Below are 20,022 nucleotides of genomic sequence, written 5' to 3' on the forward strand. Positions count from 1 at the left end.
TCCCGGGCGGGTAGGACCGGTAGTTCAGAGACCGGTCCGCAGGCCCCGGATGAGCAGCTCGACGAGTTCGGCGTAACTGGCCGCCGGGTCGGCGACGCGCATGGCGCCGTCGAGTTCGAGCGACACGGCGCCATGCAGCGCCGACCAGACATGCTGGGCGAGCGCGACAGGGTCACCCTCGGCGATCGCGCCGCGTGCGATGGCGTAGCGGACATTGGCGACCAGTTCGCTGAACGCGCCGTTCGCGGTGTCCTGGACCGCTTCGTTGGCGAAGTGCTCGCTGGCCGAGGTCTGGTGGAACATCATCATGTAGTGCTGGGGGTGCTCGATGGCGAATCTGCGGTATCCGATGCTCGCGTTGCGCAGCCTGGTGAGCGGGTCGGCATCAGCCGGTGCGCCGACTTCGGTGCGCAGGTTTTGGAAGCCGCGGATGAGCAGTTCTCGTTCCAGGCCATGCTTTCCGCTGAATCGGTTGTAGACACCCATCGGCGCAACGCGGGCTTCGGCTGCGACCGCGCGCACAGTGACGCCGGCCAGGCCGTCGCGTATCAGGACCGCCTCGGCGGCTTCGACGAGCGCTCGCTCGACGTCCTTGCTCGGGGTGCGGGCGCGGTCGGCCATAACTGTCGGGTCTCCTCGGTTCGGATTCTGGGCTGTTATCTTAACCGCTTTTCCCTGGTTGACGGCTTGGCCCACAATGATGTAGAACAGTGTTACACAATAGTAGTGCATCGTTCTATAGGAGGGCGACGTGAACGCTTCAATTTCCGGGCAGGCCGACACCTCGGCGGCCATCAAGCAGGCACCTCCGTCACGGACTCCTGCCGAACTCGAACCGGCTGGACGCGGCGGCGCGCGCCGCTGGCTGGCCTTGGCCGTCGTGTGCGTCAGCGTGCTGCTCTCGGTGGTCAATGCGACCCTGGTCAACGTTGCGCTGCCGACCCTGGGGCGTGACCTCGGCGCTTCCACCACGGCGATGCAGTGGATCGTAGATGCCTACACGTTGGTGTTCGCTGGGTTGCTGCTCACCGGCGGTGGCCTCGGAGATCGCTTCGGCCGCAAGACAACTCTGCAGATCGGCCTGGTCCTGTTCGCGGTGTTCTCGGCGGCCGCGGCGAGCGCAGCGACGACCGGCCAGCTCATCGCCGCGCAGGCAGCCACCGGTGTGGCTGCCGCGCTCATCTATCCGGCGACACTGGCGCTGCTGTCGACCATCTTCACCGAACGTAAGGAGCGTGCCGCGGCGATCGGCGTCTGGACGGCGGTCTCGGGTCTCGGCGTCGCGCTTGGACCAGTCGCGGGTGGTCTGCTGCTGAAGCACTACTCGTGGCACTCGTTGTTCCTGGTCAACCTGCCTATCGTGGCGGTGGCGTTGATCGGCGGCCTTGTGCTGCTGCCGAATTCGCGTGCCGAACATGCCGGCCGGTTCGATGTGGTCGGTGCGCTGCTGTCCATCGCCGGGGTCGGTCTGCTGGTGCGCACCGTGATCGAGGGTCCGACCGACGGCTGGCTGTCCGGTCTCACCCTGGGTGGATTCGCCGGCGCTGCGGTGTTTTTCGTGCTGTTCGGCTGGTGGGAGTTGCGGGTTGCCAACCCGCTGCTCGAGGTTGTCATCTTCCGGGACCGGCGGGTGACCGCGGCTTGCGTCGCCATCATGATGGCGTTCCTCGGCCTGCTCGGCTTCGTCTTCTTGATCACCCAGTATTTCCAGGTGATCCGCGGTTACGACACCCTGAAGGCAGGTCTGGCGACCCTCCCGTTCGCCGTGGTCTTGGGCCTGATGGCGCCGGTGGGCATGGCGCTGACCGTGCGGATCGGGACGCGGATCGTGGTGACGCTCGGAATGCTTTCGCTGACAGCGGGTTTCGTGCTCACGGCGACGGCCTGTGACGCCGACTCCAACTACTGGGGGCCGGTGGTCGGCTCCATGGTGCTCATGGCGGCCGGTCTGGCCTGGGGCACCGCACCTGCGACAGACACCATCATGAATGCCTTGTCTGCCAATCGTTTCGGCGCAGGATCGGCGGTCAACGACACTACCCGCGAGATCGGTGCGGCGCTCGGCATCGCGGTGATCGGCTCGGTGATGAACCAGGTCTTCGCCGACCGGGTCAACAGGGGGTTCGCCGCGCTCGGGGTGCCCGCGGAGGAGGCGTCCAAGTCTGTGGTCGCGGCGTTCGGCGTGGCCGGTCGGCTGCCCGAGGAGGTCGCCGGACCCGCGATGCACACCGCGCGCGACGCATTCATGTCCTCGGTGCACGCAGGTTCGCTGGCCGCGGCCACCGCGACGGCGGGCGCGGCCGTGGTGGTCGCAGTGCTGATGCCGGGACGGCAGCGGTGATCGGCAATGTTAACCTCGCCCGGTCATGGTAATTGCCGATGAGGCGCCTTTGGAATGGCGAAAGGTGCTCTGAGCTGCGATAATTCGACTTGTCTAAGGTTGAATTGATCGAGTTACGGAGCACCTTTCTGGTGAGTGAGTCAATATCGTCGTATCCGCGGCTGGTTGTCGACGGGGACGGTTCGGGGGTGGTGTCGCAGGCCGGGGCGGTGCTGTTGCTGCGGACCGCTGAGAAGATCGGCCTGGTCAAGGGCCTGTCATTGGCATTGGCACCGTGGCGTAAACCTCTGGCCGTGCATGATCATCATGGATTTGGCGATCTCGCTCGCGGTCGGCGGGGACTGCGTGTCGGATCTGTCGTTACTGCGGGCCGAACCGGGTGTGTTCGGGCTGGTGGCCTCGGATCCGACGGTGTCACGGCTGGTGTCGGTGCTGGCCGCCGACGCACCGGAAGCGTTGGCCGCCATCGCTTCTGCTCGCGCCGACGCGCGAGCACGAGGGTGGGGACAGCCCGGTCAGCACGCCCCGGACCACGATATCGACCCCGAGCATCCGCTGATCATCGATCTCGACGCCACCCTGACCGACGTCCACTCGGAAAAAGAATGTGCCGCAACGACATTCAAGAAAGGTTTCGGGTTCCACCCGCTGTGGGCGTTCATCGACCACGGCACGACCGGCACCGGCGAGCCCGCCGCGGCGATGCTGCGACCAGGTAATTCCGGCTCCAACACCGCCGCCGACCACAAGTAGGTGCTCCACGAAGCCCTTGCGCGGTTGCCGTGGCAACCGTCGTGGCGGGTCGGTCGGAAAGTATTGGTGCGCACCGATTCCGGCGGCGGCACCCACGGGTTCCTCAGCTACTGCCACCGTCGCCGACTGCAGTACTCGATCGGATTCACCCTCACCGACGAGATCGTGCAGGCCCTCGACGCCTACCCGACGCCCGAGGACTGGACACCGGCCTACGACGCTGACGGCGAGGTCCGCGACGGCGCCTGGGTCATCGAGGCCACCGGCATCCTCGACCTCACCGGATGGCCACCGGGCATGCGGCTCACAGTCGGCAAGGAACGCCCGCATCCCGGTGCGCAGCTGCGGTCCACCGACCGCGACGGACTCAGGTTGACCGCGTTCGTCGCCAACACCACCAAAGGCCAGCTCCCGGACCTGGAACTACGCCACCGCCGCCGCGCCCGCTGCGAGGACCGCATCCGTGCCGCCAAGGACACGGGCCTGCGGAACCTACCGTTCCACGGCTACAACGCCAACCGCATCTGGCTCGCCCTCGTCGCGCTCGCCATGGATCTGACCGCATGGATGCAAACCCTCGCCCTGCACGACCACGACGCGCGCCCGCTGGGAACCGAAAACCTTACGGCTGCGGCTGTTCTCGATCCCCGCCCACCTGGCTGAAAAACACAATCCGAACCCGATCACGCCGGGCCGAAGGCCCGGCGTGATCGAGGCTAACCCATCGAGGCGAGTCATAGGATTCTGTTGTCAGCGTGGCGAGTTAAGGGGTGCACACCCTTATCAGTTCTGGGAGTGAGCTATCCGGCACACTCCTGGTAGTAGCCGGCCGGTAGGTGAGCACTTTCGCACCCTGGACTTCGAGTCCTGGAGAAAGACCGTGCCCCTGCCGGTAGGCCGGGAGAGTTGATCGCTGCTGGGATGTCGTGCCCGCCCGAATGGGCGTGAGCACTGCTTGATTAGGTCGCTGATGGTTCTCCTGCTGGCTGCTCGACGGTGATCGGCATTAGCAATTGGAGGATTGTTGCGACTGTTCGTAGGAGATGACTGGGCTGAAGACCACCACGACGTGGAGGTGATGGACACCGCCGGGCGCCGCCTGGCCAAAGCGCGCGTGCCCGAGGGCGTCGCCGGAATGGCGAGACTGCACGCGATCCTCGGCGGCCTGGTCGACGACGCCGACGAGGTCGAGGTCCTGGTCGGGATCGAGACCGACCGCGGTCCCTGGGTCGGGGCGCTGGTCGCCGCCGGATACACGGTACTGGCGGTGAATCCATTGCAGGCGGCCAGGTTTCGGGACCGGCTGGGAGTCTCGGGTGCCAAAAGCGACGCTGGTGACGCTCACGTGCTGGCGGATATGGTCCGCACCCATTCCCACGAATTGCGACCTGTCGCTGGGGATTCCGCGCGAGCCGAGGCCGTGAAGGTGGTGGCCCGTGCTCACAAGACGATGATCTGGGACCGAACTCGCCACACCCAGCGGTTGCGTCACGCTCTGCGTGACTACTTCCCCGCCGCGCTGGCCGCGTTCGACGACCTCGACGCCGCCGACACCCTGGAACTGCTCGCCAAAGCACCCACCCCAGCTGCGGCGGCCCGGCTCACGATCCCCCAGATCAGTGCCGCGTTGAAGCGGGCGCGCCGCCGCAACGTCGCCGACAAAGCCACCGCTATTGCGGCCGCACTGCGCAGCGAGCAGCTCGGCCAGCCCGAGGTCGTGGCGCAGGCCTACGCAGCCTCGGTCCAGGCGCTGCTGGCGGTCCTGACTGTCCTCAACACCCAGATCAAGACGTTGCAGGGGCAGGTCGAGGCGCATTTTGGGCAGCACCCGGCCGCTGAGATCATCGCGTCCCAGCCCGGTTTGGGACAGGTCCTCGGTGCCCGGGTGCTCGCAGAGTTCGGTGACGACCCCGACCGCTACCGCAGCGCCAAAGCCCGCAAGAACTACGCGGGCACCTCCCCGATCACCCGCGCGTCGGGCAAGAAGAAGGTCGCCCTGGCCCGGTTCGTACACAACGACCGGCTCATCGACGCCCTCACCACCCAGGCGCAATCCGCGCTGATGTGGTCCCGGGGCGCCCGCGACTACTACGACCGTCAGCGAGCCCGCGGTGTCGGTCACTACGCCGCGCTACGCCAGCTCGCCAACCGACTCGTCGGGATCCTGCACGGCTGCCTCAAAACCGGAACCCTCTACAACGAGACCACAGCCTGGCCCGACCCAGCTCAGCAGTCCGCTGCTTGACATTCAAGCTCCTGGGATGTCTTTGTCTAGGCCGCACACCCCGCACGCCCGCATACAGGGTGTGCGGCTCAGACAAAGGGTGTGCAGTTCCGGCGTGATCAGCTAGTACGGCGGCGGCCAGGCCTGTTCGCACACCTGCTTCTTCTTCCACATAGCTCGTGGCGTGCTGAGGAGTGTGCGAAGTCAGGGGCAGGTGTGCGAAGCCGAACCTGTCTGTCGCTTGGGTCAAATGGCCACTGCTGGAGATCGGTTAGTGGACCATCCAACTCTCCTCGCTATCTCGTGGAATCGCGAAATGACCGGCACCGCATGGATCGACGAGGTTGACCGCAGTCGTCGAAGCAGTCGAAGAGTCCGTCCTCAACGCCCTCATCGTCAACACCTCGATGACCGGCCGAGACAACCACCACTCACCGGCGCTCCCGCACGACCAACTGAAAACCCTGCTGGCAAACGGATTTCGGTGAGCCGGGAGCTCGACTGATCGAAACATGTTGCTAGCGCACGGAACCGTCGAGTTGGTCGAGCGTGGCGGTGGACGGGCGACGGGTGCGCTGTAGGGACTTTGCGACGTCTTCGGCGTCGCGGAGGGCGCGAACGGCGTTGTGCCAGGTCAGTTTTCCGAGGTCTGGTTCGGACCAGCCGCGAGTGAGGAGCTCGGCGATCAGGTTGGGGTAACCGGAGACGTCGGACAGGTCGGCGGGGAGGTAGTTGGTGCCGTCGTAGTCGCCGCCGAGACCGATGTGGTCGATGCCGACCACCTCGCGCATGTGGTCGAGGTGGTCGGCGACCGTCGCGGTGGTCACGTGTGGGCGGGGGTGGTCGGCCTGGAATGCTTGGCGGCAGGCGGTCGCCTCGGGTGAGCGGTCCAGGCGGTGGAAGCCGTGGGCGCGGCCGTTTTCGTCGGCTTCCTCGGCCCAGGCTTTGGCGGCGGGCAGCAGGAAGTAGCCGACGAAGGTGGCCATTGCTACGCCGCCGTTGGCGGGGAGGGTGGCCAGGACGTCGTCGGGGATGTTGCGCGGGTGGTCGCAGAGCGCGCGGGCACAGGAGTGCGTGAACAGCACGGGCGCTTCGGAAACGGCGATGGCTGCGCGCATGGTGTCGGTGGAGACGTGGGACAGGTCGACCAGCATGCCGACGCGGTTCATCTCCCGGACCACCTCCGTGCCGAACGCGGTCAGCCCGCCGGCCTTCGGCTCGTCGGTGGCCGAATCGGCCCACGGCACATTCTCGTTGTGGGTGAGGGTCATGTATCGCACGCCCAGTTGATGCAGGGCGCGCAGGGTCGCGAGTGAGGAGTTGATGCTGTGGCCGCCCTCAGCACCCATCAACGAGGCGATCCGGCCCGCGGCGCGGGCGGCCTCCATATCGTCGGCGGTACTCGCGAACTGCAGGCGATCCGGGAATCGCGCGATCAGCGTCCGAACGAAGTCGATCTGCTCGAGGGTGGCACTGATCGCGGCGTCACCTGCTAGGTGGCATGGCACGTATACCGACCAGAACTGCGCGCCGACGCCACCGGTGCGCAGGCGATCGAGATCGGTGTGTAGCAGCGCGCTTTGATCCATTGCCAGGTCGACGGCATCGAGGTCGTAACCGGCCTTGGTTCGCATGGCCGAGGGAAGATCGTTGTGGCCGTCCGCCACCGGGGTGTCGCGGAGGACGGCGTGCGCACGATCGAGAAAGGAAGTTGTCATAGCTCTGTCCTTACGCCGGGCTCGGCGGTAGTTCGGTTAGTTCGGCGAAACATATTGGGTCGAACGGCACTTCGGCCGACCGCGCCGGGGGCATACTGGTCGGCGTGCGGGTGGTGTCGGCGAGCGACGCGGGGCCGCGGGCCTTCCGGTTGCTGTGGGCCGGGATCCTGCTCAATCGACTGGGTATGCCGACTCCGCCGTTCGTGGTGCTGTACGCGAGTGTCACGCATCTGGGGAGCGTGGGGATCGTCGCCGTGGTGGCGGCGAGCGGGGTCGGGCAGACGGTGGCGTCGCTTGCCGGGGGTGTGCTCGCCGACCGATACGGGCCGCGAAAGACGATCGTGTATTCGCAAGCCGTCGGCATCCTCGCGTGCGCTGTGCTGCCAGGCGTCCGTGGCGTGGTGGCCGTGACCGCGCTGGTGCTGCTCAGTACCGCGTGCGCGTCCATGCCGCGGCCCGCGGCCAACGCGATGGTGCCCACCCTGATGGCGGCCGACGCGCAGATCACCGGTTACGGGCGGCTCTACTGGTCGCGCAACATCGGCAGCTCGCTGTCCCCGCTGGTCGCCGGTCCCTTGGTGCAGTTCTGGCCGCCCGGCATCTTCGTGCTCGGAGCGGTCACCTCGGCCCTGTTCACGTTGTTCGCCGCGGGTCTGCCGGAGGTGCCGGGTACCGGGAAAACGAATGGCGCGGGGCTCATTCACGGTATCCGCGCACCGTATGCCGATCCGGTCGTGGCGTGGTTCCTCGTGGCGACCCTGATCCTGTCCTGCCTCTACATGCAGAAGCAGGGTGCGCTGCCGCTGGACATGACCGCTCAGGGATTGACGCCGACGGAGTTGGGTCTGGTGCTGTCGCTCAGCGGGGTGCTGGTGGTGGTGCTCCAGCCGGTCATTACGCCCGCGGTGGCCCGGATGCCGTTCGGGCTTGCCGCCGCGTTGTCCGCCGCGTTCATCGCACTCGGCCTGGGGGCAACGGTTTTCGCGGACAACCCGGGGTGGTACGCGGTCACGGTGGCGGTGTGGACGGTGGGCGAGATCATGCAGGTGCCGCTGGCCGCGGATTTCATGGCCGCGCGCTCGCCCGTCGGCGAAATCGGTGCCTACCAAGGGGCTTACGGGTTCATGTGGAATCTCGGACTGGCCGCTGGCGCACCGGTCGGACAGCTGCTGTTCGCCTCGGCGGGGCGGACTGTGCTGTGGGCCGGTGTCGCGGCGGTGGGCCTGGTGGTCGCAGTGCTGCATCTGGCCGTGTTCAGGCGGTGAGGTCGCTGAGCGCGCCGAGCAGGCTGGCGGCCAGTGCCGTCGGGTCGCCGTCCTCCGGGCGAAGCACGACGTCCGCGCGCGGCGGTGGCTCGTAAACCTCGTCTACACCGGTGAAGCCGCTGATCTCACCGGCCCGCGCCTTGGCGTACATGCCTTTCGGGTCGCGGGCTTCGCAGACGTGCAGTGGCGTATCGACGAACACCTCGATGAACGGCAGACCGGCCGCTTCGTGCTGCGCGCGCACGCGATCTCGGTCGGCGCGATAGGGGCTGATCTGCGCGACGATCGCGACCACGCCCGCGTCGGCGAAGAGCCGCGCGACTTCCCCAGTGCGGCGGACATTTTCGGCCCTGGCGACGGCGCTGAAGCCGAGATCGGCGTTGAGCCCGTGGCGCAAGTTGTCGCCGTCGAGCACATACGCCGGTCTGCCGGAACGGACCAGCGCCTGCTCGAGGGCGACGGCGATGCTGGACTTCCCGGCTCCGGAAAGTCCGGTCAGCCATACCGTCGTGCCCGCGCCGGTCCGTTCCTCGCGCCGGACATCGCCTGCGTGCCAGACGACATTGCCCGCGGTGGCCGCGGGACCGATGATCATGCCTGCGGCGACGGTGTTGTTGGTGTGCTCGTCGACCAGGATGAAGCCGCCGGTGTCGCGGTTGTGGCGGTAGGCGTCGAACAGCAGTGGTGTCGAGGTATGCAGTCGGACGCGCCCGATCTCGTTGAGCGCCAACGAGGTAGCCGCTTGGTCTCGGTGCAGGGTGGTGATGTCGAGCCGATAGTCGATCCGCCGGATCCATGACCGCGTGCTCGCCGTGGTCTGCCGCAGCGTGTAGGTCCCGTTCTCGGACAGGGCCGATTCGTCCGACAGCCAGCAGACCATGGCGTCGAGGTCCTGCGCGATCTGCGGCCGGTTGCCGGAGCGGCAGAGCAGGTCGCCGCGTGCGACGTCGATCTCGTCGGCCAGCTGCAACACCACGGCCTGCTGCGTGAACGCCTCGTCCTGCGGGACCCCACCGGGACCGAAGATCGCCTCGATCCGGCTGGCCTTGCGCGACGGCAGCGCCAGCACTTCGTCGCCGCGCCGGAACACACCGCCGCGGATGGTGCCCGCGTATCCGCGGAAGTCGCCGGACTGCTGGCGCGAACGGATGACGTACTGCACCGGGAACCGGGCGTCGATCAGGTTCCGGTCCGACGCCAGATGGATCTCCTCGAGATGGTGCAGCAGCGAAGTGCCTTCGTACCAAGGCATTTCGAGGCTCGGCTGCACCACGTTGTCGCCGCGTAGCGCGGAGACGGGGACGAAGGTGAGGTCGTGGATGTCGAGCTTGGCGGCGAACCGGGTGAATTCGGCGCGGATCTCCTCGAACCGCGATTGCGACCAGTCGACCAGGTCCATCTTGTTGACGCACAGCACGAAATGCGGCACGCCGAGCAGGCTCGCGATGAAGGCGTGCCGGTGCGACTGCTCGGTCATGCCGTTGCGGGCGTCCACCAGGACCAGTGCCAGGTCGGCGGTGGATGCGCCGGTCACCATGTTGCGCGTGTACTGCACGTGGCCCGGTGTGTCGGCGAGAATGAACCGGCGCCGTGGCGTGGCGAAGTAGTGGTAGGCGACGTCGATGGTGATGCCCTGTTCGCGCTCGGCCCGCAGGCCGTCGGTGAGCAAGGCGAGATCGGGGACGTCCCGGCCGTGCGTGATGCCCTCTTGTTCCAGCGCGGCGAGCCGGTCGTCGAGGATTGCCTTGGAGTCGTAGAGCAGGCGACCGATGAGCGTCGATTTCCCATCGTCGACGCTGCCGACGGTGGCCAGGCGTAGCAGATCCGACATCAGAAGTAGCCCTCCTTCTTGCGATCTTCCATCCCGGTCTCGGAGATGCGATCGTCGGCGCGGGTAGCGCCGCGTTCGCTCAGCCTGCTCGTTTGCAGTTCGCTGAGCACTTCCTGCGGAGTCGCGGCCATCGACCGCACGCATCCGGTGCAGGTGGCGTCGCCGACCGTGCGGAACCGCACGGTGGCCTCGAACGGATCTTCGCCGGGAAGTAGCGGGAGGAACCGCGTGTGCGGCAACAACATTCCGTCCCGCTGGACCACCTGGCGCCGGTGGGCGTAATAGAGGTCGGGCAGCGGGACCTGTTCATCGCGGATGTAGCACCAGATGTCGTGCTCAGCCCAGTTGGACAGCGGGAAGACGCGAATGTGCTCGCCCGTGCGGCACTTGCCGTTGTAGAGATCCCAGACCTCGGGGCGCTGGTTGCGCGGCAGCCACTGGCCGGATTCGTCACGGAAGCTGAACACTCGCTCTTTCGCGCGCGCCTTCTCCTCGTCGCGTCTGGCGCCGCCGAACAGTGCGTCGAATCGATGCTCCGCGATTGCCCGGAGCAGCGTGACGGCCTGGAAACGATTGCGGCTCGCTCGCGGTCCGCTTTCCTCGGTGACCCGGCCTGCATCGATATCGTCCTGCACCCGCTCCACCAACAGTCGCACGCCGTAGCGGGCGACGATTTCGTCGCGGAATGTGAGCATCTCGTCGAAATTGTGTCCGGTGTCGATGTGCAGTATCGGAAACGGCGGCGGCGCGGGCCAGAACGCCTTCAACGCGACGTGCAGCATAACCATCGAGTCCTTGCCGCCGGAGAACAGCAGTGCCGGGCGGCGGAGTGTTGCTGCCACTTCGCGGAATATGTGTACCGCTTCGGCTTCCAGCCGTTGTGAATACGACACGTCGTACTTCAAGATCATTGATCCCCCTTGCGGATCTCCCGTATACGACCGGTGCGTGACACGAGATCATTAACGGCGTCGGACGCACAGCGGTGATGTCAAATGTTTTACCACGTGCGGCTGGAGTTAGGCACCCCATTTGTCCCCATTTGCCATGACGCCGTGATTGTGCTTCGTTTCAAACGGAATATTTCTTCCGCTTGTGCTTGTACACCTGCGGACCGGTCAGTGCGCCGGCGTGTTCCATGCGTGGAACAAGTTGCATACCAACACAATCGGGTGTACGCGTTCGGCGGCAGCGTGTGCAAGGCGCGCGACAAGTCGGCGGAGAAGTCAGGGTCGCGCCGTGAAACACCAGCTCTGCAAACCTTTTTGGCGAATAGTTGACCCGTGCCTCCATGATCAACACAGATGCTCTGGCCGCTGTCTTCATTGGTAACTTTAGTTCAGTTGCTGTCATGCCCCATTTTTCGGGGGCCCGGTGCGATTGTCGGTGTCACCCGTTCGTGATCGGTGGGTAGGTGCTGTAGAGCGATCCCGGCAATTGGTTTCAGTCGGTTGACATTTGGATGAATCGGAGGATGCTTGGATGAACGCGAGGTTAAGCGGCGGGAAAGTGATCATCGCCCTGACGATGATCATTTTCTCCTGTGCCTGATCGCCTTATAGGGGGATGTATCAGCGAACCTCACATCTGGGGTATGGAGGTGTGATGGAGAAAGTTCGTGCTCTGGAGAGCCTATTCGGACGTGACAGTCTCGATTTCTTAATGGGCGCACACGACGCGGTTTCTGCACAAATTGCACAGGACGCAGGCTTTCCGGGCGTTTGGGTTTCCGGTCTCGGTCTATCGGCGATCAATGGGTTGCGCGACTCCAATGAGTTGTCGTGGACCCAGGTCATGGAGCGCATCGAAATGCTCTCGGACCGAATTGCCGTGCCGGCGCTGGTGGACATGGATACCGGCTACGGCGACTTCAACAATGTGCGGCTTGCGGTGCGCAGATTGCAGCGGATCGGCGTCGGCGGCGCCTGCATCGAGGACAAGCTGTTCCCGAAGGCCAATTCCTTCCTCGCCGCCGGCCAGGTCCTGGCCGAGCCGGGCGAGTTCTGCGGTCGCTTGAAGGCGGCGAAGGATACGGCCGCCGACGTTTTCCTGGTCGCGCGCTGCGAGGCGCTGGTAGCCGGACAGTCACTGTCCGAGGCGATCGACCGTTGCGGGCTGTACGCCGAGTCCGGCGCCGACGCAGTGCTGATCCACTCGAAGAAGACTGTCCCCGACGAGATCCTCGCCTTCATGGCGGAATGGGACTCCCGGGTGCCGGTCGCTATCGTGCCGACGAAGTACTCCCACGTCGAGGCGGCGGTGTTCGAAGAGGCGGGGGTATCCGTCGCTATCTGGGCGAATCAGAGCCTGCGCGCGGCGATCATCGCCATGCAGCGGCTGTGCGGAGATCTGGCGGAGCAGCGAACCATGCGGGGGCTGGAGGACGGCATCGCCGACCTGTCCCGGGTGTTCGAGCTGGCGAACAACGCGGAACTCGATCAAGCCAAGGCGCAGTACAGCCGCTACGTTCCGCCGGGCCGAGAAGCCGTGGCGAGCAACGGATCCCTGAGCCGGGCCGAGGAAACGGTGGAGGACGTTATCCGTCTGCGCCGAGCCTGGACGGCCGTGCAACCGCTGACCGAGAACGCCGAGGCGAACCTGCTCGACCATGCGCGTGCCACGGTGCCGTTCTACCGAGGCGTTGGCGCACAGAAGCTTTCGGAGCTGCCGATCGTCGATCGCCGGGCCTACGACCACGGCGTCACCGACTTCACTTCGGGTGCGCCGACCGGGGAGAATCACCTGACCTCCAGCGGTACCACCGGCAACCCGCTCACGGTCGCCGTGGACGACGCGTCCTGGTACGCCGTCAACTACCACTTCTTCACGCAGATCTGCGAGCTGGCCGGATTGCCGCCGGATGGTTTCACCGCGGGCGAGCTCGCGGTGCTGTTCGTCAGCAACAAGCCGGGCCGCGACAACTTCGTCCGACCGCTGCCCGCCCTGAATTACGGTCTCTACGCCCGAATTCAGCTGGACCTCTCGGCCAAGGCGGCGCAGACCTTCACCCGACTGCCCGCGCAAATCCTGTACGGCAAAGCGACCTATCTGCTCGATCTGCGGGCCGCGCTGCTCGCACAGGGTATCGCGAGTCCGCCCTGGTCGCCGCGGCTGGTGCTGGTCAGCGGCGAACCGCTGCACACCGACGACCGGGCCCGGCTCACCGAGTACTACGGCGCGCCGGTGGTGGACGCGTTGGCGTCCACCGAGGGCGGGCTGATCGCGGCGACTCGGCCGGGCGAGGACAGCTATCAGGTGTTCGCGCCGAACGTGCGGCTCGAGGTACTGACCGATGACGGCGCCGTGCGCGACGCGGGCGTCGGTGAACTGGTGCTGACCAATCTGATCTACCGTGACACCGTTTTCCTGCGCTACCGCACCGGCGACCGGGCCGAACTCGAGACCGACGCCGACGGCAGTCAGCGGCTGCTGCGCCTGTGGGGGCGTGAACCGCGAACCCTGCGCTTCGGTTCCCGTCGGCTGAAAACGCAGGAGCTGACCGAGCGGTTCGGCTCGCTGCCCGGCATGGGCGACTTCCAGATCGTCTCCAGAATGGACGGAGCGCTGCTGCGCTGGATGCCGGACGCCGGATGGCCGGAACCGGAAGCCTTGCGCCGCAGCCTGCGTGCCGCCGTCGACGAGCTGCTGCCGGATCAGGAAGTGGAGTTCGAGTTGTGCTCGCGGATCACTCCGCCGGGTGGCAAGAAGCGGAGATTCCGGTGACGGTGGATCTCACCTGGACCGGCAGTCAGTTCCTCGACCCGGTCGCGCACACCGCGGAGATCGTGGCGGCGCTGGGCACGGTCGATCTGACGACAAAGGACGAGACCTGGTGTACGTCCGTGGCCGCGGCCTGCGCGCGATACTTCGGATTGCCTGCCGGTTCGGTCCGAGTAGCGGCCGGTGCCACGCAGCTGATCGATGTCTTGTTGCGCAAGCACTATCGCGGACTGGTGGTCGACGTCGCGCCCGGATTCCACCTGACCGCAACGATATGCGCGCAGGAGGGCTGGCAGCGCGTGGCGGTTCCGGTGCGCGAACCCGAGGAACTGCTCCCCGCGCTCGAGCCCTACCTGGACCGGCCGGAGGCGGTGATATCCCTTTCGTCGCCACGGAATCCGCTGGGCTACCAGTTCCCGCCCGACGCGATCACGACACTGCTCGAGCGGGCACAGGGAGTCGTCGTGCTCGACGAGGTGTACGCGGACTTCGCCGACTTCTCGGCACTGAGCCTGGTCCCGCAGTATCCGAATCTATATGTGGTGCGGACGTTCTCGAAGGCCTGGGGTCTGGCGAATCTGCGGATCGGGTTCGCCGCCTCCGCCGCGTTCGAAGAGGGCGCGTCCATCCCGCTGATTCCGAACGCGGTGTCCGGGATCGCGCAGCGCGCGGCAAGTCACCTGCTCGCGCACCCGGAACGTGTCGTCGAAAGTATCGAGGCCGCAAGGAAATCCCGCGATCGGATGATCACCGCGCTGGGGGAGATCCCGAATCTGCGCGTGTGGCCGTCACAGTCGAACTACCTGTGCATGGAGACGCCGCTGGCCGGCAAGGCGGCGGCCTGCCTCGCCGAGATCGGCTACCCGGTCCGGCTGCTGCACGACCTCTCCGCTTACCCCACCGATTTCCCGGTCGGTATCCGACTGACCGTGCCGCGCCCGCCGCATCTCGACACGGTGCTCGACGTGGTTGCGGCAGTACATGATCGGGCGGTCACACGATGAGCGCGGGGGAGTTGAACGGCCCGCCGACCATGAGTGCGGACGGGCGTCGGATCGCATGGTTGTCGAGCGGTGACGCGACGCCGCGGCTGGTGCTGTTCGACGTCGCGCGCCGCCGCATCGAGTCTCGCATCACCGGTACGCCGGACCGCGTGCGCGCGTTCAGCTGGACCCACCTGCCCGGCACCGGGCTGGCCCTGGCGGACGCCACGGGCAGCGAAGAGTGGTCGCTGCACCGGCTACAAGACGGGGAATGGACTGTGGCGGCACAGGATTCGGGCGCGCAGCTGCGAATCGCGGGGCTCAGTCCCCGGCGCCCGGCGGAGGTTCTCATCGCGACCAACGCGAGAGACCCGGAGCATCACGACTACGACGTCCTCGACCTGCGCACCGGCGAACGCACTCGCGTACTGCGCAATACGGGATTCGCGGCGTGCTACTTCGATGCCGACTTCCGGCCGCGCCTGATCGAGACGGTGAACCCGGACGGATCACGCGACGTCTGGCACGACCGAGCGGCCAGGCAGCTGTTCCTGCACGTACCGCACGAGGCCGCGTTGGTCACCCGGTTCAGCCACTTCTCCGCCGACGGCGAACTCGCGTATTTCGTGCTGCCCGAGGGTGATACGGGAACGTGCCTCGTCGCGTTGCGCTGCGAAGAGGGTGAGCAGGCGTCGGAAGAGAAGACCCTGTTTTCCGTCGAGCGTGCCGACATCGCCCGGGTGCTGGCGGATTCGGCGTCCGGGCGACCGGAGTACCTCGAGGTGGAACGGTTCCGGCGGCGCATGGTCGCGCTCGAGCCGACGCTGGAAGAGCCGCTGCGCGCGCTGCGGCGTCGGCTCGTCGCGCAGCCGCTGATCCTGGAACGACAGCTCGGCGACCGCTACTGGCTCGTTGCCAAGCACCAGACCGACTCGGACGCAAAGTATTTCGGCTACGAGCCCGCCAGGGACGAGCTGTGGCCGATATCGCACGCGCGACCGGCCCGGCGTCCCTCATCGATCTTCTGCCGCGTGGCCGACGTGCCGATGCGGACGGGGGAACGAGCGGTCACCTATCTGGCCGGACCCCGCGAGCACGATCGGGCGAAACCCGCCGTGCTGCTCGTCCATGGTGGACCTTGGCGGCGCACCGGCCTGGAGTTCGAACTTCGCCGGGCGTGGCTGGCCGAGCAGGGATACTTCGTGCTGGAGCCGAACTTTCGCGGCTCGATCGGCTTTGGTGCCCGCTGGGTGAACGCCGCCGATCGGCAGTGGGGCGCGACCATGCAGGACGACCTGGAAGACACCCTGGACTGGGCGATTCGGCGTGGCTACGTCGATCCCGAGCGCATCGCGCTGGTCGGCGGCAGCTACGGCGGCTACGCCGTGCTCCAGCTCGCCGCCACCTCTGCCCGGGCGTTCAGCTGTGTCGTCGCTACATCGCCGCTCACCGATCTGGTGGACTTCGTCGCGAACCTGCCCGCACCGTGGCGCACGGCGGCGCCGATGGTCCGCCGCCGCATCGGCGATCCGGCAATCAGCGACCAGCGACGGCAACTGACACAGCGGTCGCCGGTGAATAACGCTGCGACGCTGGGTTGTCCGGTGCTACTAGTACACGGCGCCAACGACGCGCGGGTGCCGGTCGAGATGTCGAGCCGGATGTTCCTGGCGCTGGCCCGGGCCGGTGGGGACGCGACGCTGGCGCTCTTTCCGGATGAGGGACACGAAATCGTCGGCGCCGATAATCAGCGCGCCAAGGACGAGTTGATCGCAGGCTTCCTCGCCCGGCAGCTACGAGGCGCGGACGAACCCCCCGACCCGCAGGGGTCGTCGAGCATGCGGTTGCTTCGCTCGCCGAATGCCCTGGCCACCCGCGACATGCAGGAGGTGCCATGCTGAACCCCGGCTGGTTCCTGAACGAACTCGACCACCACCGGATCGGCTGCATCACCGGCGTGCCGTGCTCCTACATCTCGGGCCTGTATTCGATGCTCGAAGACGGGACGCGACCCTACTTTCCGGCGACCTCCGAGGGCGAGGCGGTGGCGATGGCGGCGGGCGCCTGGCTGGCCGGCTCGCGCGGCCTGGTGCTCGCGCAGAACTCGGGTCTCGGCAATATGGTCAATCCGCTGAGCTCGCTCACCCAACCGTTCGAGATCCCGGTGATCCTCGGCGTCTCGCGCCGTGGTTGGCCAGCGGGAACCGACGAACCGCAGCACGCGCTCATGGGGCAGATCACCCCGGACCTGTTGCGGCTGTTGGATATTCAAACCGACAACCTCGCCGCCGACCCGGCCACCGCAGCGCGGCAGCTGGCCTATGCGGCCGATCGGTGTGACGAACGGCTTTCGACGGCATTCGTTTTGGAAAAAGGCGTTATGGACAACGCGGTGCCGTCCTGCGAAGTCGTTGAGCCCGAACCACTTCCGCGCGCTACCGTGCGAGTACTGCGCGGCGGACCGCGGCCGACCCGGGCTCAGGTGCTCGATAGCTGGCTTGCACTGGGCATCTCGCGTCCGACCGTCGCAACGACCGGCTACACGTCGCGGGAGTTGTACGGCCTCGACGACCGGGACAACCACTTCTATCTCGTGGGTTCGATGGGCTGTGCTTCCGCGCTCGGCGCCGGGCTCGCCATCACCGGGTTGCCGGTGACCGTGCTCGACGGTGACGGTGCGCTGCTGATGCGGATGGGCTCCCTAGCAACCCTGGCCCGGCACGTCCGCACGCCGTTCCTGCACGTGGTGCTGGACAACGGCCGCCACGAATCCACCGGCGGTCAGCGCACCAACAGTGGCGGCGTCGACTTCGCCGCGGCAGCGCTGGCCTGCGGCTACCGGGCGGCCTGGCGCTGCGACGGGCGCGAAGCCGTGGCCGCCGCGTTGCGGGAAGCCGTTGCGTACCAGGACGGTTGCGTGCTCGTGCACTGCCTCGTCCGCCCCGGCGTCGAGTCGAAGCCGCCCCGGCCGAAGGACCGGCTGCCCGATCTCGCACTCCGGTTCCGTAATCACGTCACCGACCATTTCGCCACTCGCTTGCGACTGCTTGCAGGTCGCTCGAAAGAACCGGCCGAAGGAGGCTCAGATGGCTATTCGATTCGTCCGTAGCAACGCATTACTTCTCCTGGTACCCAAAACCGGGAGCACCTGGATCCGGTCGAAGCTCGGCGAGCTCGGGATCGAGGTGGAATACATCGGCGATCCCGCGATGCGCGACCACGACCTGCTCGCGTCCTACGACCGTGCGCAGTACTCCTGCGTCGGCGCATTCGTCCGCAGCCCGATCGAGTGGTATCGCTCGTATTGGGCCTACCGGATGGAGAAGGGCTGGCGGCCGGTGTATCCGCTGGACGAGCACTGCGCCAGCGACGACTTCGAAACCTTTGTGCGCAAGGCCGTTTCCGTGCTCCCCGGTGCGCTCGGCAATATCTACCGGTCCTACATCGGTCCGCCGGACGACGAGATCGACTTCATCGGACACCAGGAACGACTGGCGGACGACTTCGCGAAGTTCCTGCGCACCATCGGCGAGGACTTCGACGAATCCGTGCTGCGGAGCGGCCCCGTCGTCAACGCCACGTCGACCCGGCCGGACTATCCGGAGGAGCTCGCGGAGCTCATCACGCTCTCCGAATGGGAGACGATGGAGCGATTCGGCTATCTGCCGGACCGGCCGGACCCGATCGGGCTCGCCGAGATGCGCGCGCGGTTCCCCGAGCATGCCGACGACTACCGGTTACTCGCGCTGTGGACCGAGCAGACCCACTGGCAACCGGATGACGTCAAACGCAACGCTGGCAGACCGGTTGCGGCGGGCACCCGGCATGCCCGCGCGCACAGCAACTTCGCGCTGTCCGCGCTGCACAAGCACGCCGACGCGGACTACGCCGAGAAGCGGTACCGGCGCGCGCTGGAACTCGATCCGCGGCACCCGCGGACGCTGTGCAACTACGCGCAGCTCGTCTGGCGGCAGCGCAACGACCCGGACGAGGCGCGCCGACTGATGTTGCGCGCGCTGGCCGGACGTCCGAATCACCCCTACACGCTGGGCAGGCTGGCTCGGCTCACCGATCGCGAGCTCGGCGACGCCGCCCTGGCGGAAGTGCTCTACCGGCAGAGTCTGGCCGGTAACGCCGCGCAGGAGGAGGTGGCCGTCGAACTCGCCGATCTGCTACTCCGCCAAGGACATTCGGACGCGGCCGCGAGCCTGTTGACCGAGCGCGCCGAACGCCCCGACGCCGGTGAACTGACCCGCGTCGCGCTGGCCACCATGTTGCTGCACGCACGAAAGGAACGCGAAAATGCTTGAACAATCGGCCCCTGAGATTTCCAGTGAGACCATCCTGGGCGCAAGCGTGCCCGCGGCCGGTAAGACCGTCGCCGATGTCGTTGCCGCCGCGCGCGCGGTGTTGGATCAACGCGGCGTCTGCCTGGTCCGCGGCTTTCCCACCGAGCCGGGCAAGTACCTCGAGTTCCTGCGCGGTTTCGGCAAGCCTCTGGACAACTACGCCTCGCGCAGCGAACTGGCCGACGACGATCCACATCCCCAGATCAATCGCGTCAAGTACAAGCCGCCGGGTCAGTACACGCGCAAGTCCGTGCACTATCAGGAGGGGGAGTTGCGCCCGCACTCGGCGCGTTCCTGGCGCACCCCGCGGCCCGCGTGTTTCGCGATGCTGATGGTCGACCCCGGCTGGCGGGACACTCCCGAGGGCCAGCGCGGCGAGTCACTGGTGCTGAGCTGGCGGCACCTGTTCGCCCGTCTCGCCGCGCGTGACGGCGAGACGTTCACCCGGCACTTCGAACGGCTCACCACGACGCCGATTCAATTCGCGGCCAACAACGTTCGCGAGGAGTACACGGATATCCCGCTGTGCTACCCGCTGCCCGACGCCGCCGATGCCTACGACGTCGGTGTCCGGCTCAAGCAGGACATCACGGAGAAACTTCCCGACCTCAAAGGGGAGATCGACGATTTCGACGCCTACACCGAAGCCGTCGACTACCTGGTGACCAACGCGGCCGATCCCGCCTTCCAAGCGGTTTTCCCGATGGACTCGGGCGATCTGCTGCTGATCGACAACAACCGGATGGCGCACGGTCGCCGCAACATCGTCGGCATGCGGGATGACGCGATCAACCCCCGCGAGCTGTGGAGTGTGACCGTCGAATGAATGGAGAAAAGG

General features: G+C 66.6%; 14 protein-coding genes and 1 pseudogene. 11 read left to right on the forward strand and 4 right to left on the reverse strand.

Annotation, left to right across the window (positions count from 1 at the left end; translation table 11 throughout):
* Window positions 1–24 precede the first annotated feature (24 nt).
* Window positions 25–795, reverse strand: coding sequence for a TetR/AcrR family transcriptional regulator (locus ACQPW1_RS20470; RefSeq protein WP_433664292.1), 771 nt, complete (start codon window positions 793–795; stop codon window positions 25–27).
* Between ACQPW1_RS20470 and ACQPW1_RS20475 the strand changes: the two genes are divergently transcribed.
* The 4 genes and pseudogenes from ACQPW1_RS20475 (at window position 752) to ACQPW1_RS20490 (ending at window position 5,806) form a co-directional block, all read left to right on the forward strand.
* On the forward strand, window positions 752–2,341 hold the full coding sequence (locus ACQPW1_RS20475) for a DHA2 family efflux MFS transporter permease subunit (RefSeq protein ID WP_433664293.1): 1,590 nt from the start codon (window positions 752–754) through the stop codon (window positions 2,339–2,341). The two genes, ACQPW1_RS20470 and ACQPW1_RS20475, sit on opposite strands and share 44 nt — an antisense overlap.
* A gap of 131 nt (window positions 2,342–2,472) precedes the next feature.
* Window positions 2,473–3,755, forward strand: a pseudogene (locus tag ACQPW1_RS20480) (IS1380 family transposase); the annotation flags it as partial.
* Window positions 3,756–4,115: 360 nt separating this feature from the next.
* Window positions 4,116–5,339 carry an IS110 family transposase gene (locus ACQPW1_RS20485; RefSeq protein WP_433653875.1) on the forward strand — a complete coding sequence of 408 codons (1,224 nt, stop codon included), beginning with the start codon at window positions 4,116–4,118 and terminating at the stop codon, window positions 5,337–5,339.
* Window positions 5,340–5,662: 323 nt separating this feature from the next.
* The gene (locus ACQPW1_RS20490; protein WP_433664294.1) at window positions 5,663–5,806 is read left to right on the forward strand and encodes a hypothetical protein; all 144 of its coding nucleotides are present in this window, start codon (window positions 5,663–5,665) and stop codon (window positions 5,804–5,806) included.
* 30 nt (window positions 5,807–5,836) lie between these two features.
* Here ACQPW1_RS20490 and ACQPW1_RS20495 read toward each other — a convergent pair whose 3' ends face one another.
* Entirely contained in the window at window positions 5,837–7,036 is a 1,200-nt protein-coding gene (locus tag ACQPW1_RS20495; protein WP_433664295.1) for a dipeptidase, read from the reverse strand.
* Between the two features lie 104 nt (window positions 7,037–7,140).
* Here ACQPW1_RS20495 and ACQPW1_RS20500 point away from each other — a divergent pair, with 104 nt between their 5' ends.
* Window positions 7,141–8,301: an MFS transporter gene (locus tag ACQPW1_RS20500; protein WP_433664296.1), complete on the forward strand. Its 1,161-nt coding sequence runs from the start codon at window positions 7,141–7,143 to the stop codon at window positions 8,299–8,301.
* Here the strand turns inward: ACQPW1_RS20500 and cysC are convergent.
* Together cysC and cysD are read right to left on the reverse strand one after the other, a co-directional pair.
* Window positions 8,291–10,132 (reverse strand): adenylyl-sulfate kinase, encoded by a 1,842-nt coding sequence (gene cysC / locus ACQPW1_RS20505; protein ID WP_433664297.1) that lies wholly within the window; start codon window positions 10,130–10,132, stop codon window positions 8,291–8,293. The two genes, ACQPW1_RS20500 and cysC, sit on opposite strands and share 11 nt — an antisense overlap.
* Window positions 10,132–11,043, reverse strand: a complete 912-nt coding sequence (gene cysD, locus ACQPW1_RS20510; RefSeq protein ID WP_433664298.1) for a sulfate adenylyltransferase subunit CysD — start codon at window positions 11,041–11,043, stop codon at window positions 10,132–10,134. Before cysD ends, cysC begins: the two co-directional genes overlap by 1 nt.
* A 751-nt stretch (window positions 11,044–11,794) precedes the next feature.
* Here cysD and ACQPW1_RS20515 point away from each other — a divergent pair.
* The 6 genes from ACQPW1_RS20515 to ACQPW1_RS20540 are packed head-to-tail and all read left to right on the forward strand — an operon-like array spanning window position 11,795 to window position 20,010.
* Window positions 11,795–13,855 carry an isocitrate lyase/phosphoenolpyruvate mutase family protein gene (locus tag ACQPW1_RS20515; RefSeq protein WP_433664299.1) on the forward strand — a complete coding sequence of 687 codons (2,061 nt, stop codon included), beginning with the start codon at window positions 11,795–11,797 and terminating at the stop codon, window positions 13,853–13,855.
* Entirely contained in the window at window positions 13,852–14,856 is a 1,005-nt protein-coding gene (locus ACQPW1_RS20520; RefSeq protein ID WP_433664300.1) for an aminotransferase class I/II-fold pyridoxal phosphate-dependent enzyme, read from the forward strand. The genes ACQPW1_RS20515 and ACQPW1_RS20520 overlap by 4 nt, the downstream gene beginning before the upstream one ends.
* Window positions 14,853–16,736 (forward strand): alpha/beta hydrolase family protein, encoded by a 1,884-nt coding sequence (locus ACQPW1_RS20525; protein ID WP_433664301.1) that lies wholly within the window; start codon window positions 14,853–14,855, stop codon window positions 16,734–16,736. Before ACQPW1_RS20520 ends, ACQPW1_RS20525 begins: the two co-directional genes overlap by 4 nt.
* On the forward strand, window positions 16,730–17,944 hold the full coding sequence (gene aepY, locus ACQPW1_RS20530; protein ID WP_433664302.1) for a phosphonopyruvate decarboxylase: 1,215 nt from the start codon (window positions 16,730–16,732) through the stop codon (window positions 17,942–17,944). Before ACQPW1_RS20525 ends, aepY begins: the two co-directional genes overlap by 7 nt.
* On the forward strand, window positions 17,922–19,145 hold the full coding sequence (locus tag ACQPW1_RS20535) for a tetratricopeptide repeat protein (protein WP_433664303.1): 1,224 nt from the start codon (window positions 17,922–17,924) through the stop codon (window positions 19,143–19,145). Before aepY ends, ACQPW1_RS20535 begins: the two co-directional genes overlap by 23 nt.
* Window positions 19,138–20,010, forward strand: a complete 873-nt coding sequence (locus ACQPW1_RS20540; RefSeq protein WP_433664304.1) for a TauD/TfdA family dioxygenase — start codon at window positions 19,138–19,140, stop codon at window positions 20,008–20,010. Before ACQPW1_RS20535 ends, ACQPW1_RS20540 begins: the two co-directional genes overlap by 8 nt.
* Window positions 20,011–20,022 lie beyond the last annotated feature (12 nt).

This window comes from Nocardia sp. CA-128927 (genome assembly GCF_050955855.1).
Taxonomy (GTDB): domain Bacteria; phylum Actinomycetota; class Actinomycetes; order Mycobacteriales; family Mycobacteriaceae; genus Nocardia.

Excerpts from the sequence above, each read along its gene's own strand:
- ACQPW1_RS20535 (WP_433664303.1), top strand. The coding sequence starts at position 17,922 with ATGGCTATTCGATTCGTCCGTAGCAACGCATTACTTCTCCTGGTACCC.
- ACQPW1_RS20525 (WP_433664301.1), top strand. The coding sequence starts at position 14,853 with ATGAGCGCGGGGGAGTTGAACGGCCCGCCGACCATGAGTGCGGACGGG.
- ACQPW1_RS20495 (WP_433664295.1), bottom strand. The coding sequence starts at position 7,036 with ATGACAACTTCCTTTCTCGATCGTGCGCACGCCGTCCTCCGCGACACC.
- cysD (WP_433664298.1), bottom strand. The coding sequence starts at position 11,043 with ATGATCTTGAAGTACGACGTGTCGTATTCACAACGGCTGGAAGCCGAA.
- cysC (WP_433664297.1), bottom strand. The coding sequence starts at position 10,132 with ATGTCGGATCTGCTACGCCTGGCCACCGTCGGCAGCGTCGACGATGGG.
- ACQPW1_RS20540 (WP_433664304.1), top strand. The coding sequence starts at position 19,138 with ATGCTTGAACAATCGGCCCCTGAGATTTCCAGTGAGACCATCCTGGGC.
- ACQPW1_RS20470 (WP_433664292.1), bottom strand. The coding sequence starts at position 795 with ATGGCCGCCGAGGTGTCGGCCTGCCCGGAAATTGAAGCGTTCACGTCG.
- aepY (WP_433664302.1), top strand. The coding sequence starts at position 16,730 with ATGCTGAACCCCGGCTGGTTCCTGAACGAACTCGACCACCACCGGATC.
- ACQPW1_RS20515 (WP_433664299.1), top strand. The coding sequence starts at position 11,795 with ATGGGCGCACACGACGCGGTTTCTGCACAAATTGCACAGGACGCAGGC.